General features: G+C 72.8%; 15 protein-coding genes. 8 read left to right on the plus strand and 7 right to left on the minus strand.

Annotation, left to right across the window (positions count from 1 at the left end; genetic code table 11):
* Positions 1-19: 19 nt before the first annotated feature.
* Both J8M51_RS42035 and J8M51_RS42040 read right to left on the minus strand, forming a co-directional pair.
* Positions 20-2,290 carry an acetate--CoA ligase family protein gene (locus J8M51_RS42035; protein WP_086754893.1) on the minus strand — a complete coding sequence of 757 codons (2,271 nt, stop codon included), beginning with the start codon at positions 2,288-2,290 and terminating at the stop codon, positions 20-22.
* 256 nt (positions 2,291-2,546) lie between these two features.
* Positions 2,547-3,779, minus strand: coding sequence for a flavin-containing monooxygenase (locus J8M51_RS42040; RefSeq protein WP_086754892.1), 1,233 nt, complete (start codon positions 3,777-3,779; stop codon positions 2,547-2,549).
* A 251-nt stretch (positions 3,780-4,030) separates the two neighbouring features.
* On the opposite strand from J8M51_RS42040, the gene J8M51_RS42045 reads away from it, so the two are divergent.
* Genes J8M51_RS42045 through J8M51_RS42060 form a run of 4 tightly spaced genes read left to right on the plus strand, consistent with a single transcriptional unit; the run spans position 4,031 to position 6,370 of the window.
* Positions 4,031-4,480: a DoxX family protein gene (locus tag J8M51_RS42045; RefSeq protein WP_267300040.1), complete on the plus strand. Its 450-nt coding sequence runs from the start codon at positions 4,031-4,033 to the stop codon at positions 4,478-4,480.
* Complete coding sequence (locus tag J8M51_RS42050; protein ID WP_267300000.1) at positions 4,480-4,923, plus strand: Zn-ribbon domain-containing OB-fold protein; 444 nt, start codon at positions 4,480-4,482, stop codon at positions 4,921-4,923. Before J8M51_RS42045 ends, J8M51_RS42050 begins: the two co-directional genes overlap by 1 nt.
* Before the next feature lie 24 nt (positions 4,924-4,947).
* Complete coding sequence (locus J8M51_RS42055; RefSeq protein WP_216590744.1) at positions 4,948-5,559, plus strand: GNAT family N-acetyltransferase; 612 nt, start codon at positions 4,948-4,950, stop codon at positions 5,557-5,559.
* On the plus strand, positions 5,546-6,370 hold the full coding sequence (locus J8M51_RS42060; protein ID WP_216590743.1) for a class I SAM-dependent DNA methyltransferase: 825 nt from the start codon (positions 5,546-5,548) through the stop codon (positions 6,368-6,370). The genes J8M51_RS42055 and J8M51_RS42060 overlap by 14 nt, the downstream gene beginning before the upstream one ends.
* 53 nt (positions 6,371-6,423) lie before the next feature.
* On the opposite strand, the gene J8M51_RS42065 is transcribed toward J8M51_RS42060, so the two are convergent.
* The 4 genes from J8M51_RS42065 to J8M51_RS42080 form a co-directional block, all read right to left on the minus strand.
* Positions 6,424-7,149 carry a pyridoxine/pyridoxamine 5'-phosphate oxidase gene (locus J8M51_RS42065; protein ID WP_236067911.1) on the minus strand — a complete coding sequence of 242 codons (726 nt, stop codon included), beginning with the start codon at positions 7,147-7,149 and terminating at the stop codon, positions 6,424-6,426.
* Between the two features lie 54 nt (positions 7,150-7,203).
* A complete protein-coding gene (locus tag J8M51_RS42070) occupies positions 7,204-7,542 on the minus strand; it encodes an XRE family transcriptional regulator (protein ID WP_086761457.1) in 339 nt (112 codons plus the stop codon).
* The gene (locus J8M51_RS42075) at positions 7,539-7,883 is read right to left on the minus strand and encodes a type II toxin-antitoxin system RelE/ParE family toxin (RefSeq protein WP_256966072.1); all 345 of its coding nucleotides are present in this window, start codon (positions 7,881-7,883) and stop codon (positions 7,539-7,541) included. Before J8M51_RS42075 ends, J8M51_RS42070 begins: the two co-directional genes overlap by 4 nt.
* A 114-nt stretch (positions 7,884-7,997) precedes the next feature.
* Positions 7,998-9,179, minus strand: a complete 1,182-nt coding sequence (locus J8M51_RS42080; RefSeq protein ID WP_267300001.1) for a thiolase C-terminal domain-containing protein — start codon at positions 9,177-9,179, stop codon at positions 7,998-8,000.
* A 124-nt stretch (positions 9,180-9,303) separates the two neighbouring features.
* On the opposite strand from J8M51_RS42080, the gene J8M51_RS42085 reads away from it, so the two are divergent.
* Entirely contained in the window at positions 9,304-10,557 is a 1,254-nt protein-coding gene (locus J8M51_RS42085; RefSeq protein WP_267300002.1) for an acyl-CoA dehydrogenase family protein, read from the plus strand.
* 35 nt (positions 10,558-10,592) lie between these two features.
* Entirely contained in the window at positions 10,593-11,081 is a 489-nt protein-coding gene (locus tag J8M51_RS42090) for a nitroreductase/quinone reductase family protein (protein WP_086764880.1), read from the plus strand.
* A gap of 129 nt (positions 11,082-11,210) precedes the next feature.
* Here the strand turns inward: J8M51_RS42090 and J8M51_RS42095 are convergent, their stop codons facing one another.
* A complete protein-coding gene (locus tag J8M51_RS42095; RefSeq protein WP_086764877.1) occupies positions 11,211-11,858 on the minus strand; it encodes a TetR family transcriptional regulator in 648 nt (215 codons plus the stop codon).
* 314 nt (positions 11,859-12,172) lie between these two features.
* Here J8M51_RS42095 and J8M51_RS42100 point away from each other — a divergent pair, with 314 nt between their 5' ends.
* Both J8M51_RS42100 and J8M51_RS42105 read left to right on the plus strand, forming a co-directional pair.
* Positions 12,173-13,075, plus strand: coding sequence for a VOC family protein (locus tag J8M51_RS42100; RefSeq protein ID WP_267300003.1), 903 nt, complete (start codon positions 12,173-12,175; stop codon positions 13,073-13,075).
* Between the two features lie 349 nt (positions 13,076-13,424).
* The gene (locus tag J8M51_RS42105) at positions 13,425-15,758 is read left to right on the plus strand and encodes an outer membrane protein assembly factor BamB family protein (RefSeq protein WP_267300004.1); all 2,334 of its coding nucleotides are present in this window, start codon (positions 13,425-13,427) and stop codon (positions 15,756-15,758) included.
* Positions 15,759-15,790: the final 32 nt, after the last annotated feature.

Consider the following 15,790-nt stretch of genomic DNA (forward strand, 5'->3'; position numbering starts at 1 on the left):
GCTGGGGGCGTGGTGGCGCTCAGCGGCACACCGCCAGCGCGTCCAGGGCCACCGCCCCCTGTCCCCTCGGCAGCACCATCAGCGGGTTGATGTCCAGCTCCGCGATGTCGTCCCCGAGTTCCAGCGCCATGCGCTGCACCCGGAGCACGACCTCCACGAGGGCCTCCACGTCGGCCGGGGGAGCCCCGCGGACCCCGTCCAGCAGGGCCCGCCCGCGCAGTTCGGCGAGCATGGCGTGGGCCTGGTCCTCGGCGAACGGCGGGACGCGTACGGCGGAGTCGCGCAGGACCTCCACGAGGACACCGCCGAGGCCGACGGTGACCGTGGGCCCGAAGAGGTCGTCGTGGGTGACGCCCACGACCATCTCCACGCCCCGCTCCACCATCTGGCACACCAGCACCCCGTCGAGGGAGACGTCCTCGTAGCGGGCGATGTCGGTCAGTTCGCGATAGGCGTCGCGGATCTGGCTCGCCGAGGTCAGCCCGATCTTCACCAGGCCGAGTTCCGTCTTGTGCGCGATGCGGGCGCCGGACGCCTTCATCACCACCGGATAGCCGACCAGGCTCGCCGCGCGGACGGCCGCCGCCGCGCTGGTCACCAACTGCTCGCGCGGCACCCGTATCCCGTACGCGCGCAGCAGTTGCTTGGCCGCGTGCTCGCTCAGCTGCTGCCCCGGCCGCATCAGCGCCTTCGCCTTGCGGAAGGAGGGCGAGGGGGAGCGCGGTGCCTCGTCGAAGGGGGAGCGGTAGGCGGTGGTGAAGCGGCTGTGGTCGAGGTGGGCGCGGACGGCCGTGATGCAGTTGGCGAAGGTGCGGAAGGTCGCCACCCGGGACGAGCCGAGCAGCGTCTCGCGGTACGCGGCCTCGGTGCCCACCGGCGATCCCCACACCACGCACACCAGCTTGTCCGTCCGCTCCGCCGCGGCCACCAGGTCCTGGGCGAGCTTGTCGCTCATGGGCGGGAAGGGGCCGGTGATGGGACAGATCAGCACGCCCACCTGCGGGTCGTCGAGGATCGCGTCGAGGATGCGGGGGCCACGCCAGTCACCCACGGGGTGGCCGCCGTTGTCGACGGGGTTGGCCACGTTCAGATAGCCGGGGATCCACTGGTGCAGCTCGGTCTGCTTGGCCTCGGAGAGCGTGGGCAGGGGCAGCCCCGCCTCGGTGGCCAGATCGGCGAAGTGCGCGCCCGTGCCGCCCGAGATCGAATAGACGACGACGCCCTCGGGCCGGGGGTCGGCGGCCGGGCCCGGGGTGGCCGTGTCCGGGGTGCGGGGCCGGCGGGACCGTGCCAACAGGGTGGCCGTGTCCTGGAGTTCGTCGAGGCCGTCGACCCGGATGACCCCGAACTGCCGCATCGCCGCGTCGACCACCGCGTCCGCGCCGGTCAGCTTGCCGGTGTGGGAGGCGGCGGTGCGGGCGCCGGTCTCGGTGCGGCCGACCTTGACGGCGACGACCGGGACACCGCGCCGGGCGGCCCGGTCGGCGGCCAGGAGGAAGGCGCGGCCGTCCTTGAGGCCCTCGACGTAGGCGGCGATGGCGCCGACCTCGGGGCGTTCGGCGAAGTAGGAGATGAAGTCGGCGGTCTCCAGGTCGGCCTCGTTGCCGGTGGGGGCCCAGTGGGAGAGGCGGATGCCGAGTTCCTGGAGGGAGAAGACGAGGCGGCCCTGGTGGCCGGACTGGGTGATGAGCGCGATGGCCGGCCCGTCGAGGTCGTCCCGGAACCGCTCGAAGGCGTTGAGGTTGGTGTTGGGGCCGAGCAGTCGCAGACCGCCGGCGCGGGCCACGGCGGCGGCCAGCCGCTCCTGCGCGGCGGCGCCCTCGGCACCGGTCTCGGCGAAACCGGAGGCGAAGGCGACGGCGAACCGCACCTTGGCCGCGGCCAGTTCGTCGATCACGGGGAGGGGGTCGGAGAGGAGCAGCGCGGCGAGGTCGACCTGTTCGGGCAGCGCGGCGACGGAAGGGACGCAGGGGATGCCGAAGACCGACTCGCGGGTGGGGTGCACGGGGTGGAGCCGGGCGCCGACCCGCTCCGACCAGGCGAGGAGCTGCCGGGTGATGCCGGTGTTCGGCCGGCCCTCCGCGTCCGAGGCGCCGACGACGGCGACGGACTCCGGGCGGAAGAAACGGTCCAGATCGGGGACGTCGGCGTACAGCGGACGCCCGCTGACGTCCAGCTCGCCGGCCTCGGCGGGCCTGCCGTGCACGACCTGCGCGGGGTGCTCGCCGCACGCGATGGTCCGGGCCCGGCGGGAGTCGGTGGTGAGGGTGCCGTGGGTTGATCCAAGCATCGGTCCGCCCGCTCCTGTGTGACAGCCAATTCAGTGACGTGACGAGTGACGTGACGAGCGACGTGACGCGTTCACGAATCTGACGACACGTCAGATTCAAGACTACTGAACTGACGCTGTGTCAGGAATGGGCGTGCGAGCAAAGTTACGCGGCGGTAAGGGAGTTCGAAGGGGTTGTACCCGCGCGGGGCGCGGGTCAGACGTGGGCGACGGGACCGGTGCGGAGGCGAGGGCGGGAGGTGGCGGGGCCGTCCGGTCAGGGCGTGGTGCGGACGCGGACCGTGAGCGCGTCGCGCGTGGCGACGCCGCCCTTCCTCGCGACGGCCTTGGCGATCTTCTCGGCGTCGAGGGCGAGTTCGCGGAACATGCCGCTGATGGGGTTGGTGAAGCCGGTGAAGTAGAGACCGGGCGCGTTCTTGGGGGAACGGGCGCCGTGCACGACCGGTCGGCCGCGGCCGTCGAGGACGTCGAGGTGTCCGACGAGCCCCTCCAGGGCGCGCCGGTACCCGGTGGCGGCGATCACGGCGTCGGTCTCGATCCGGCCGCCGTCGCCGAGGACGACCTTGCCGTCCTCGAACCCCTCGACCGGGCCGACGATCTCGACCTTCCCCTTCCGTACGGCGTCGATGAGGCCGACGTCCTGCACGGGGATGGAGCCCTGGTTCACCCGGGAGTAGAGGCCGGTGTCGGGGCGGGACAGGCCGTGCGCGGACAGGTCCGGCACGGCGAGCTTCGCCATCGGCCGGGCGAGCCGGTCCACCAGGGCGACCGGCAGCCGCCGTACGAGGACGCCCGTGTACTGGGCCGCCCAGCCGGCGGTCGACCGGCGCACGATGTGCGGGGCGGTGCGCACCGCGAGCCGTACGCGCCGGGCGCCGCCCTCGACGAGGTCGACGGCGATCTCGGCGCCGGTGTTGCCGATGCCGACGACGAGGACGTCACGGCCGGCGTAGGGCTCGGCGTTGCGGTACGCGGAGGCATGCGTCAGGTCGCCGGTGTACGAGTCCCGGCCGGGCCAGTCGGGAAGGTGGGGTGTGTGGTTGTGGCCGGTGGCGACGACGACCGCGCTGCCGGTCAGCTCGCGGCCGCCGGTGGCGTGCAGCAGCCAGCCGGTGTCGTCGGCGGTCCGCTCGACCCGGGAGACCTCGACGCCGGTCACGATCTCCAGCTGGTGGACCTCGGCGTACTTCTCCAGGTAGCGCACCACGTTGTCCCGCGCCACCCACCGGCCGAAGCGGCGCGGCATGGGCAGGCCGGGCAGGCCCGACAGCCGCCGGGTGGTGTGCAGACGCAGCCGGTCGTAGTGCCGCCGCCAGGACGCCCCGACCGCGTCCGCCTTCTCCAGCACGACCGCCCGTACGCCCTGGGCCCGCAGCGCGTACGCGACGGCCAGCCCACCGGGGCCGCCGCCGATCACGTAGACGGGGCGGTCGGAGGGGGCGGGGGTCGCGGATCCGGTGGGGTCCACAGGGGTTCTGGAGTCGGCCATGTGCCTGAGCGTATGCACGCCCTCACTTGTTGGGTCTCGGTCAAGCCCGGAATTGGTTGCGGATTGATCACGGCTGTAGGAGGGGTGGGTGGGATCTGTGGCGTAGGTCTCCCGGAGCGTGGAGGCGGTGTGGTGGTGGCCGGGACGGCTGTCCGTCCCCATCCCTTGCGCATCCCGCCCCGGTCCGCTGAACTGACGTACCGTCAGAAACCCCGTGCGCGGATGCGGAAGGGCGGCGATGTCCGATGCCCATGGACTCGATCTGGCTCAGTGGTGCCGAATGGCTGGCCGTGCTCCGGATCGGGCTCGGGCTGTGGTGGCTGGAGAGTTGGCGGCACAAGGACAAGAAGGCCTGGTTCCGGGAGGGGTCCGGGATCGCGTGGGCGGCGGGGGTGGCGGAGAAGCACCGGTGGGCGGCCGTGCGGAGCGGGTTCGACGTGGTGGTCAGGCCCCGGCCGCGCACGATGGCGTACGTCGTCGTGTACGCCGAACTCGCCCTCGGCCTCGGGCTGGTCCTCGGCGTGCTCACCCCGGTCGCGCTCGTGGGCGGGCTGGTCCTCAACCTCCTCTACCTCGTCCTGATGATCCACGACTGGGCCGAGCAGGGGCAGAACTCGATGATGGCGCTGATCTCGGTGGTGGCGCTGTTCGGGATGTCCTGGCAGACCTGGTCCGTCGACAGCGCGCTGGGGCTGTTCTGATGGGCGCGCGGACGGGCGGGCGGTTCGACCTGCCCGAGGCCGACGGGTTCAGCCGTACGTACTGGGAGGCCGCCGCCGAGGGGCGGTTGCTGATCCGGCGGTGCGCGGCCGCGGGGTGCGGGCGCGCCCACCACTATCCGCGTGAGTTCTGCCCGTACTGCTGGAGCGAGGACGTGCGCTGGGAGGAGGCCTCCGGGCACGCGACGCTCTACACCTGGTCCGTCGTCCACCGCAACGACCTGCCGCCCTTCGGGGAGCGGACGCCGTACGTCGCCGCCGTCGTCGATCTCGTGGAGGGGCCGCGGATGATGACCGAGGTGGTGGAGGGGGAGGCGGCGGAGTCCGGGGACGGGGGTTCGCGGTTGTGGGCCGGGATGGGGCTGGAAGTGGTCTTCCGGGACGCCGGGGGCTGTGCGGTGCCCGTATTTCGCGCGCGCTCGTGACGAGGCGCGCGTTTCAATGGGGCGGTGAGCCGTACCGATGAGCGACCAACCGCCGAGCCGCACGGTCACGGCCTGCGGTTGTGCGCCTGGGACGCCGGGTCCGACGTGGACGTCGAGGCGTGGTTCCGCGGGCGTACCGATCCGGACTTCCGGCGGTGGAACACACCGATGCTGTGGGACGAGAGCTTCGAGGGCGCCCGGGAGTCCCTGCGGCGGCGCGTCGAGTCCGACGCCGAGGGCAGGACCGTGTCCTTCCGGATCACGGACGCGACGACCGGGGCGACGCTCGGGCAGATCGGGCTGAGCGGTATCGACGGGCATCTGCGCCGGGCCGTCGTCGGCTACTGGGTGCTGCCCGAGGCCCGTGGCCGCCGTGTCGCCACCCGCGCGCTCGACCTCGCCACGCGCTGGACCTTCACCGAACTCGGCATCCACCGGCTCGAACTGAACCATGTCGGCGACCACGCCGCGTCCTGCCGCATCGCCGAGCTGTGCGGGTTCCCGTACGAGGGGAACATGCGCGGGGCCGCGTTCGACGCGGGGCGCCACGACGCCTTCCGGGACGCGCATCTGCACGCACGGCTGGCCACGGACCCGGCACCCGAGGGGATTTGGGGATCTGATGAGCGCGCATGACGGAAACAGCGGTGCGGACGGCTTCCCGGACGCCTACGAGGAGGTCGCCGACGCCGACGGGTACTTCGGCGAGGACGTCGCCGCGCACTACGACGACCCCTCGGACGACCCCTTCGACGACATGTTCGGCCCGGCGGCCGTGGACCCCGTCGTCGAGCTGATCGCCCAGCTGGCGGAGGAACCCGGCGCCGAAGAGGGCGCGCGGGCGCTGGAGTTCGGGATCGGGACCGGGCGGATCGCGCTGCCGCTGGCCCGGCGGGGTGTGCCGGTGCACGGCATCGACCTGTCACGGGCCATGGTGGAGCGGCTGCGGGCCAAGCCCGGCGGCGCGGACATCGGCGTCACCATCGGGGACTTCGCCACGACCCGGGTGGACGGGCCCGCCTTCACCGTCGCCTACCTCGTCTTCAACACGATCAACAACCTGCTCACCCAGGACGCCCAGGTGGACTGCTTCCGCAACGCCGCCGCGCATCTCGTGCCCGGCGGCCGTTTCGTGATCGAGGTCGGGGTGCCGGATCTGCGGCGGCTGCCGCCAGGGCAGAACGCGGTGCCGTTCCGGGTCGGCCCGGCGCGGCTGGGGTTCGACACGTACGAGGTGGCGACCCAGGGGCTGCGGTCGCACCACATGACGGTCGTCGAGGGGCGGCCGGTGTACCGGTCGATGCCGTTCCGGTACGTCTGGCCGGCCGAGCTGGATCTGATGGCCCGGCTGGCGGGGATGCGGCTGCGGGACCGGTGGGAGGGGTGGAAGGGGGAGCCGTTCACGAACGAGAGCACCACGCACGTGTCCGTGTGGGAGAAGGCCTGACCGTCCGGCCCCGGCACAGGACGCCCGAGGGGGCGGTCCAGGAAGGCGGCCCGTCAGGGCCACAGCAGCTCCGTGGCCCAACCGCCGCCCTCCCGCCGGTAGTCCAGCCGTACGTGCCGGCGCCGCGCGTCCCCCTGGAAGAACTCCACCTCGTCCGGCTCCACGACGTACGCCGTCCAGGTCGGTACGGCCACGTCCGGTTCCCGCTCGGCACGGGCCCAGGCGTCCTCCGAGGCGCGCTCCAACTCCTCGTAGGAGGAGAGGACTTCGCTCTGCCGGCCGACGAGGGCGGCGGCCAGCGCCCCCGTCGAGCGGGCGTGCAGATCGGCCTGGGCGACCTCGGCGGGTTCGACGGTGACCGGGCCGCGCACCCGGACCTGGCGGCCGAGGAGGGGCCAGTAGAAGCCGAGGGACGCGTACGGGCGGGCCGCGAGCTGGCGGCCCTTGCGGCTGCCGGAGTGGGAGGCGAAGTGCCAGCCCCGCGCGTCCACGTCGTGCAGCATCACCGTACGGACGTCCGGCCGGCCCTCCGCGTCCGCCGTGGCCAGCGACATGGTGTGCGGCTCCACCTCCCCGGCGGCCACGGCCTCGCCGAACCAGCCGGCGAAGAGCGCCACCGGCTCGGCCGGGGCCGCCGCCGGGTCGAACAACGGCAGGGCGCTGACCTTCGGGTCCCAGACCCGCAGCCCGCGCAGGGCCTGAACGACCTCGGACGGTCCGGAGACGGTCCGGGGCTGGGGCTGCGGCCCGGAAGGGGGCCGGGAAGAGGGCTCGATCATGGGTGGGACGGTCTCACACCGACCCCGGATCGGACGAGACCCACCTCTCGGGCCTCAGCCGACGGTGTACGCGGCGTCCCCGAAATCCGCGATCACCCGCAGTTCCCCGCCCAGCGCGCGGATGTAGGCCCGCAGGGTCGCCACCTCGGTGCGGTCGATCTCGCCGTTCTCGATCGCGGAGACCCGGGGAGCCGAGACCCCCATGGAGTCGGCGACGTCCCGCTGCGTGAGATCTTGCTCCCGTCGGACTTCGGCGAGTTTGTAGGCGCGGATCTCGGCGAGGAGCTGGTCCATGTCCGCCCGCTTCTGCTCGGCGGACCGCACCGGGAGCCCGGCGGCTCGCCGTTGCTCGTCGGCACGGCGCTTGACTTCCTCCCAGCGAACGGTGCTCATTCGTACTCCCTCGTAGTCAGTTCGGCGATGTGCTCGTGATACCGCTTCTCGGCGACCGGGATGTTGGTGTCGTACCAGCCGCTCCAGTTTCCGGCCTTGTCCCCGGCGACCAGCAGAACGGCACGGCGCACAGGGTCGAAGGCGAACAGGATCCGGATCTCGGTCCTGCCGGACGAGCCGGGCCTCAGCTCCTTGAGGTGATGCTGTTCCGCGCCCTTGATCCGGTCAACGAGCGGGCGGCCGAGTGCGGGGCCGCACAGGGCGAGAGCATCGATGGCGTCCTCCACCTGATCCGCGCTGCCATCGTCGGCCTTGACCAGATCGCCGAACCATGTCGCCACTTCCGCGACGAGAATCACTTCCCATTGAGCATGTGCAGGAAATTAATGCAAGCATTAATCCAGATGCTCTGACCAGCCCGGATTCACCCGAACGGGTTGCCGGACGGGCGCATCTCACCCCCGCCCCAGCACCACCGTCCCCGACGAGCAGAACCAGCCGCCCGTGCCCGAGGCGACGGACAGACGGGGCGGGTGGCCGTCGGCGGTGTGGATCTGGTGGTCGCCGGCCTCGCCGCGCAGCTGGCGTACGGCTTCGACGAGGAGGAACAGGCCGCGCATACCGGGGTGCTGGGCGGAGAGGCCGCCGCCGTCGGTGTTGACGGGGAGGTCGCCGGTGAGGGTCAGGCGGTTCTTCTCGACGAAGGCGCCGCCCTCGCCCTTGGCGCAGAACCCGAGGTCCTCCAGGGTCACCAGGGTCATGTAGGTGAAGGCGTCGTAGATCTCCGCGAAGTCGATCTCGGCCGGGGCGACCCCGGCGCGCTCGAAGGCCAGCCGCCCGCTGACCGCCGCCGGGGAGACCGTGAAGTCGTCCCACTCGGACATGGTCGTGTGGGAGACGTACTCACCCGTGCCGAGGATCCAGACGGGGGCCGCCGGCCGGCAGTCCCGTACGTACTCCTCCGCCGCCAGCAGGACCGCCGCGCCCCCGTCGGAGCGGATGCAGCAGTGCAGCTTGGTGAACGGGTCCGCGATGGGCGGGGAGGAGAGCACGTCGTCGACGGTGATCGGGGTGCGGAACATCGCCTCCGGGTTCGCCGCCGCGTTCGCCCGCGCCTGTACGGCCACCGAGGCCAGCTGCTCCAGGGTCGTGCCGTACTCGTGCATATGGCGGCGCGCGGCCATGGCGTACTTGGAGATCAGGGTGTGCCCGTAGGGGACCTCGTACTGCAGGGGGCCGCGAGCCCCGAAGGAGAGGTTGCCGGTGCGGCGGCCCGCCCTGATGTCCGCGCGGGCCGTGGAGCCGTAGACGAGGAGGACGACGTTCGCGTGCCCGGCGGCGATCGCGTCCGCCGCGTGCGCCGCCATGACCTCCCAGGTCGCGCCCCCGACGGACGTGGAGTCCACCCAGGTGGGCCGCAGGCCCAGGTACTCCGCCACCTCCACCGGCGCCAGCGTGCCCAGACCGGCCGAGGCCAGGCCGTCGATCGCCGTGCGCTCCAGCCCGGCGTCGGCGAGCGCCCGGCGGGCGGCCTGCGCGTGGAGCGCGTACGGGGTCGAGTGCGGCGTCGCGTCGTCCAACCGGCCGCAGTCGGAGAGTGCCGCCCCGACGATCGCGACCTTCCGGCCTCCAGTCATGAAACTGACGGTACATCAGATACGCGTACCGGCAACCCTGTGCTTCCGGCGCCTTCTTGCCTAATATGACGGACCGTCAGATCGTCGGGACTGTATAGCTGGGGGAGCAGAAGGGGGACCGGTCATGGATGCCCGCTTCACCGCCGAGCAGGAGGAAATCCGGCGCACGGTACGGGAGTTGCTGATCAAACGCTGTGGCCCGGAGGACGTCAGGGCCGCCGTGCGGACCGGGGAGGGGTACGACAGCGGGCTCTGGGCCGCCCTCGCCGAACAGCTCGGGCTGCCGGGGCTCGCGCTCCCCGAGGCGTACGGCGGTGTCGGTTGCTCGGTGACCGAACTCGCCCTGGCGGGGGAGGAGTCGGGACGGGCGCTCACCCCCTCCCCCCTGCTGGCCACCGCCGTCCTCGTCGCCCCCCTGATCCTCGCCCTCGGCACCGAACGGCAGCGCGCCGACCTGCTGCCCCGCCTCGCCTCGGGCCGCCTCACCGCGGCCCTCGCCGTACCGGGGTCCGCCCTCGCCACCGCCCTGGCGCTGACCGGCGACAACAGGGGCGCGTGGGCCGGTGGTGGCCGCGCCGGGGGCGTGCAGGCACGGCGCGCCGGGGACGGGTGGCGGCTCTACGGGGAGGCCGCGCAGGTCCTCGACGGCCACAGCGCGGGGCTGCTGCTGGTGGCCGCGCACGCCGGCGGATACGCCCGCTCGCGGACGCTGCTGTTCCTGGTGCGGGGCGACGGGGGCGCCGGCCCCGGGCTCGTACGGACCCGGCAGACCTCCATCGACGAGACGCGGCCGGTGGCTCTGCTGCGGCTCCGGGACGTGGACGGGGAGCTGCTGGGCGCCGACGACGAGGCGGACGTGCCGGGCGCCCTGGCCCGGGTCGGGGACCCGGCCGCCGCCGTGCTCGCCGCCGAGGCCGTGGGCGCGGCCGACCGGGCGGTGGAGCGGACGGTCGCGTACGCGCGGCAGCGGGAGCAGTTCGGACGGCCGATCGGCTCGTTCCAGGCGGTGAAGCACCGGCTCGCGGATGTGTACGTGGGGGTGCGGGCGGCCCGGTCGGCGGCGTACTACGCGGCCTGGGCGGCAGCCTCCGCCGCCGGAGGGGGCGGGGGCGGCGGTGAACGGGTCGGCGGGCTGGCGCTGGCCCAGGCGCTGGAGGCCCTGCGGGTGGCCGCCGGGGAGGCGATCCAGCTGCACGGGGGGATCGGTTTCACCTGGGAGCACGAGGCGCAGCTGTACTTCAAGCGGGCGGCCGGGGACGAGGCGCTCTTCGGGCCGGTGCACCGGCTGCGGGGGCGGGCGGCCGACATGGCGGGGGTCTTCACGGCAGGGGGCCCCACGGCCCGTGCGCGGGACGTACGCGCGGAGGTGCGGGGCTGATGGCTTCGCGGAGTGCGATGAGGAGTGCGGTGGGAATGAGGGACGGAGTGAAGCGTGCGGGTGTGCGGGTGGTGCAGAAGGTGTCGTCGGCTCCGGTGTTCGCCCGGGTCGCACCGCATGTGATCCCCGCGCTGGACCGGGCCGTGCACCGGGTCACCCGGGGGCGGGTGCTGCTCAGCGCGCAGCTGCTGCCCGGGGTGGTCCTGACGGCGACGGGGGCGCGGAGCGGGGTGCCCCGGCGGACTCCGCTGGCCTGTATGCCCGAGGAGGGCAAGGGCAGTTGGGTGCTCGTCGGGTCGAACTTCGGCCGTCCCGGTCATCCGGCCTGGAGCGCCAATCTGCTGGCCCACCCCGACGCCGAGATCAACTGGAAGGGGCAGGACATCCCCGTCACCGCGCATCTGCTGGCGGGTCCGGAACGGGACGCCGCGTGGCGGGAGTTGCTGAGTTTCTGGCCGCCGTACTCGACGTATCAGGCCCGGGTGGACCGGGAGATACGGGTGTTCCGGATCGTACGGCGCTGAGGGCGCCCCCGGGCCCAGATGGCCCCCCGGCCCTCAAGTCCCCTGAACGCGGCAGGCGGCACGCCTCGGTCGAGGGTGCCGTCTGCGTGACAGGAATCGCGTCCGGGGCCGTGCCCGGGTGCTCCTGCGTTACTTCGTCGGTTTCTTGCCGGTGATGCCCAGGTGGACCAACAGGGCCAGGTTCGGCTTCAGTTCGGCCTGCTTGACGCCCCAGGTCTGGAAACCCTTCTGGTGTCCGGAGACCGAGGCGAGCATCGCGACGAGGGAACCGGCGAGGGCCGCCGGGTTGACGTCCTTGTCGACGCGGCCCTTGGCCTGCAGCTCGGCGACCGTCTCCGAGAGGGAGTTGGTGACCGAGTTCAGGATCTTCATACGGATCTTGTAGAAGCGTTTGTCGCCCTCGGCGGCGCCCAGGTCGACGACGCGGAGGATCGCGTCGTTCCTGCGCCAGAACTCCAGGAAGCCGTCGACGAGTTCCTGGGCGGTCTGCCAGCCGGCCTTGCCGACCCAGGAGCGGCCTTCGAGGAGGCTCGTCAAGGTGGCGCCCTCGGCGGCCATTTGCTCGGCGATCTCCAGGACGGCGCCCTCGACGTCCGGGAAGTACTGGTAGAAGGTCGCGGGTGAAGTGCCCGCCTTCCGGGCGACATCAATGACTTTGACGTCCCGGTAGGGCGACGAGCTGAGCATCTCGCTGAGGCAGTCGAGCAGCTTCTGCCGGGTCGCCTGCCCTCGTCGGCCGGCCACGCGGCCGTCGACGGTACGCACTTGTCCTGTCATGCCGTCAGCTTACCGAGGGGTGATCTGAGCGCGATTCGGCCGACTGCAAATGGGGAGTGCGGGCTTCACCAAGGGGTTCGTGTGGGGATCACCGGGTGCCGTGGCGGGTTTCTTGCGCCCCGGTGGTGGTCTCCGGGTGGGTGCGTTGTCGGGTGCGGGTCCGGTGGGGCCTGGTCTTTTAAGGGGCGCGGGGAACTGCGCGAGAAGCCCCACCGGGCCGCAGACGCCGAAGAACCCGCACTCCCCGAGCTCCCCCGCGCCCCCGGACCCCCTCCCGACGCGCGCATCCGAGAGGTCGCCCTTAGCTTGGCCCTATGGCCGATGAGACGGGAGTGGATGCCGGGGCGGGGGGTGCCGTGTACCCCGAGGGCGTCCCCTGCTGGGTGGATGCCCAGCTGCCGGACGTGGAGGCGGGGAAGCGGTTCTACGGGGAACTCTTCGGGTGGAACTTCAAGGTGGCGCCCGGCGACGGCGCGCACGAGGTGTGGGCGTACACCGACGGCGCCCCCGTCGCCGCGCTCGCCCCCAAGCCCGACGGCCGCCTCCCCACCGTGTGGACCGTGCACTTCGCGACCCCGGACGCGTTCGCGCTCACCGCCCGGATCACCGCGGCCGGCGGCCAGGTGATCACCCCGCCGACCCAGGTCGGCACGCTCGGCACGACCGCGCTGGCCACCGACCCCGAGAACGCCGTGTTCGCTCTCTGGCAGGCCGGTGCGCACCACGGGTTCGGGAGGCGGCACGAGCCCGGCACGTTCGCCTGGGCCGAGCTGTACACACGGGACACCCAGGCGGCCAACTCCTTCTACGCGCACCTCTTCCACGACGCGCTCTTCGGCCCGGACGCGGCCCCGGACTTCGGCCGGGCCACGCTCACGGACGTCTTCCCGGCGGAGATGCCGCCGCACTTCCTGGTCCACTTCGGGACGGACGACTGCGAGGCCGCGCTCGGGACCGTCAGCCGGCTGGGCGGCCGGGTGCAGGTGCCGCCGTTCGACACCTCGTACGGAAATGTGGCGGTCGTCACGGACAATCAAGGCGCGTCGTTCGCGCTGCTCCAACGGAGGGACGGAAACGGCTGGCGGGAGGCGTCGCAGGAGACGGATCAGGCCGAACAGCGTCCGGACGAACTGCGCCAGCAGGGGGACGAGGAGGGCGAGGAAGCGCCCCCGGCGGACGGTGAACACGCGTCGCGCGGTCCGGAGGACGACGGCTGACCAGCGGGAAGACGGTGGGAGGGGCGGGGGAGGCCGTCGGGCCGGTCGCCCTCTCCCGGGGGGCGTGACGGGGGAGTGACCGAGGCGTCGCGCGGGCGGACGTACGGGGTTGTGCGCCGGTGGTACACGGCCCGCCGCGCTGTCCCACCATCCGGGCTCCCGCTTCCCGAGAGGCGGACAACGTGCTTTTGTCCTGAGACACCCCGATCCGCCCCCGGGTTCGCAACCTGCCCCCGGTACAGGAAGAATCGGGGTGCGCACCGCCATGGCGGTGCGGTGGTGAGACGCTGCACGGGGTCGCGTACAACTACGAGGACGACGCGGTCCGTACGGGGAGGTGGCAGGGCAAGTGGTGGATCAGCTGACGCAGCACGATCCGCGGCGGATCGGGCCGTTCGAGGTGCTGGGACGGCTGGGGGCCGGCGGCATGGGGCTGGTCTATCTGGCGCGCTCCGCGTCGGGCCGGCGGGTGGCGATCAAGACCGTGCGGACGGAACTGGCGGAGGACCAGCTCTTCCGGGTCCGTTTCACCCGCGAGGTCGAGGCGGCCCGCGCGGTGTCCGGCTTCTACACGGCCGCGGTGGTCGACGCCGACCCCCGTGCCGCCGTGCCGTGGCTGGCGACCGCGTACGTCCCCGCGCCCTCCCTCGAAGAGATAGTGAACGACTGCGGACCGATGCCGGTCCAGGCCGTCCGCTGGTTCGCCGCGGGCGTGGCCGAGGCCCTGCAGTCCATCCACGGTGCCGGGCTGGTCCACCGCGACCTGAAGCCGTCCAACGTGCTCGTCGTCGAGGACGGGCCGCGCGTGATCGACTTCGGTATCGCCTCCGGTGTATCGAACACGCGTTTGACGATGACGAACGTCGCCGTCGGTACGCCCGCGTACATGTCGCCCGAGCAGGCGAAGGACTCGCGCAGCGTGACCGGCGCGAGCGATGTCTTCTCGCTCGGCTCGATGCTCGTGTTCGCCGCCACCGGTCACGCGCCGTTCCACGGGGCCAACCCCGTCGAGACCGTCTTCATGCTGCTGAGAGAGGGACCGGACCTCTCCGGCCTCCCGGAGGACCTGCGCCCGCTCATCGAGTCCTGTATGCAGATGGACCCGACCGCGCGCCCGGGCCCCGCCGACCTCCAGGCCCAGCTGGCACCCCATCTCTTCGGCTCCGGCTCGGACGACAGCGGTACGGCGTCGGCGTGGCTGCCGGAGAAGGCGGTCAGTCTCATCGAGACCCGCCGCGGCGGCCGTCCGGCACCCAAACAGCAGGCCTCCACCGGCCGCAGCGGCGGCGGAGCCCGCCCCGCGCCCGTACCCCCGCCGCCGCCGTCGTACGACCCCGCGCCCGTCGGCCTCGGCGCCCCCGACACCGGGCCGGTGCGGCTCGCCGGCGGCCAGGTGCCCATCGGGCCCGGTCCGCGCGTCGCCGACGCCCGCGCCGCCGCCGTGAAGGCGCCCCCTCCGGAGGCGGGCCTCGCCGCGTCCTGGTCCCGGCCGCGCGCCGGTGTGAACGGCGCCGACCCCGCGCCCGCCCCGCCCGCCCCCGAACCGGCGGCCTCCGGCTGGCGCCCCTGGCGTTTCCGCATGTCGAACGACGTCTGGGGCACCCCCTCCGTCGCCGGCGACCTCGTCTACGTCACCTCCTTCGAGGTGCACGCCCTGGACGTGGCCACCGGTCGGCGCCGCTTCAAGACCCGCGACGTCGCCTGGTCGATGGCGGTCGCGGACGGCCGTATCCACGCCTCCGACGGCCCGACCCTCTTCGCGCTCGACGCCCGCGAGGGCGCGGACCTGTGGCGGCTGTCCACGGAGGCCTGGGTGTACTCCCTGAAGGCCGACCGGGGCACGGTCGTCACCGCGACCCGGGGCGGCGGCGTCCAGGGCTGGGAGGCGTCCAACGGGCAGAAGCTGTGGGAACTGACCGGCGCCCAGACCGACTTCGAGTCCCCGGAGGCCGGGCCGGTCGTCCAGGACGGCACGGTCTACGTCTGGAAGGACGCCCGGCTGCGCGCGCTGGAGGCCCGTACGGGTGAGGAGCGCTGGTCGTACCCCATCGGCGACGCGGCGTCCTGCGGCGGCGTCCCCGTACGCCTGACCCCGGCCTCGGACGGCTATGTCTACATCTCCGCCGGGAGCCGGGTCCTCGCCGTCGACATCGCGGGCGGTCATGTCCGCTGGCACTTCGAGGCACCGGCGGTCTTCCTGTCCGCGCCCACGTTCGCGCCGGGCCCGGCGGTCACGGGCGGCGGCGTCTACCTCGCCGACTACCTCGGCACGGTCTACGCCCTCGACGCGACCGACGGCCGCGACCGCTGGCGCATCGCGACGGAGTCCCGCGCCTCCCTGGAACCGGTGCTGGTCGCCGCCGGGCACGTCCATGTCGGCAGCGGCAAGGGCCTCTACACCCTCGACGCGGTCACGGGCACGCCCAAGTGGCGCTTCCAGGCGGGCGGCGAGATCGTCGGCTCCCCGTCCGTGGCGGAGGGCCGTATCCACTTCGGCTCGACGGACCACCTGCTGTACACCCTCAGGGCCGACGACGGCCGCCTCCGCTGGAAGCTGGCCACCGGCGGCGAGATCACCGGCTCACCGGTGGTGAAGGACGGCGTCGTGTACGCGTGCAGCAAGGACCGGTGCGTGTACGCCCTGGACGCGGAGAAGGGGACGGGGACGGCGCGGACGTCGTAGGCCGCCCAGCGAAACGATATCGGTTGGTCCCG

The organism is Streptomyces griseiscabiei (assembly GCF_020010925.1).
Classification (GTDB): Bacteria; Actinomycetota; Actinomycetes; order Streptomycetales; family Streptomycetaceae; genus Streptomyces; species Streptomyces griseiscabiei.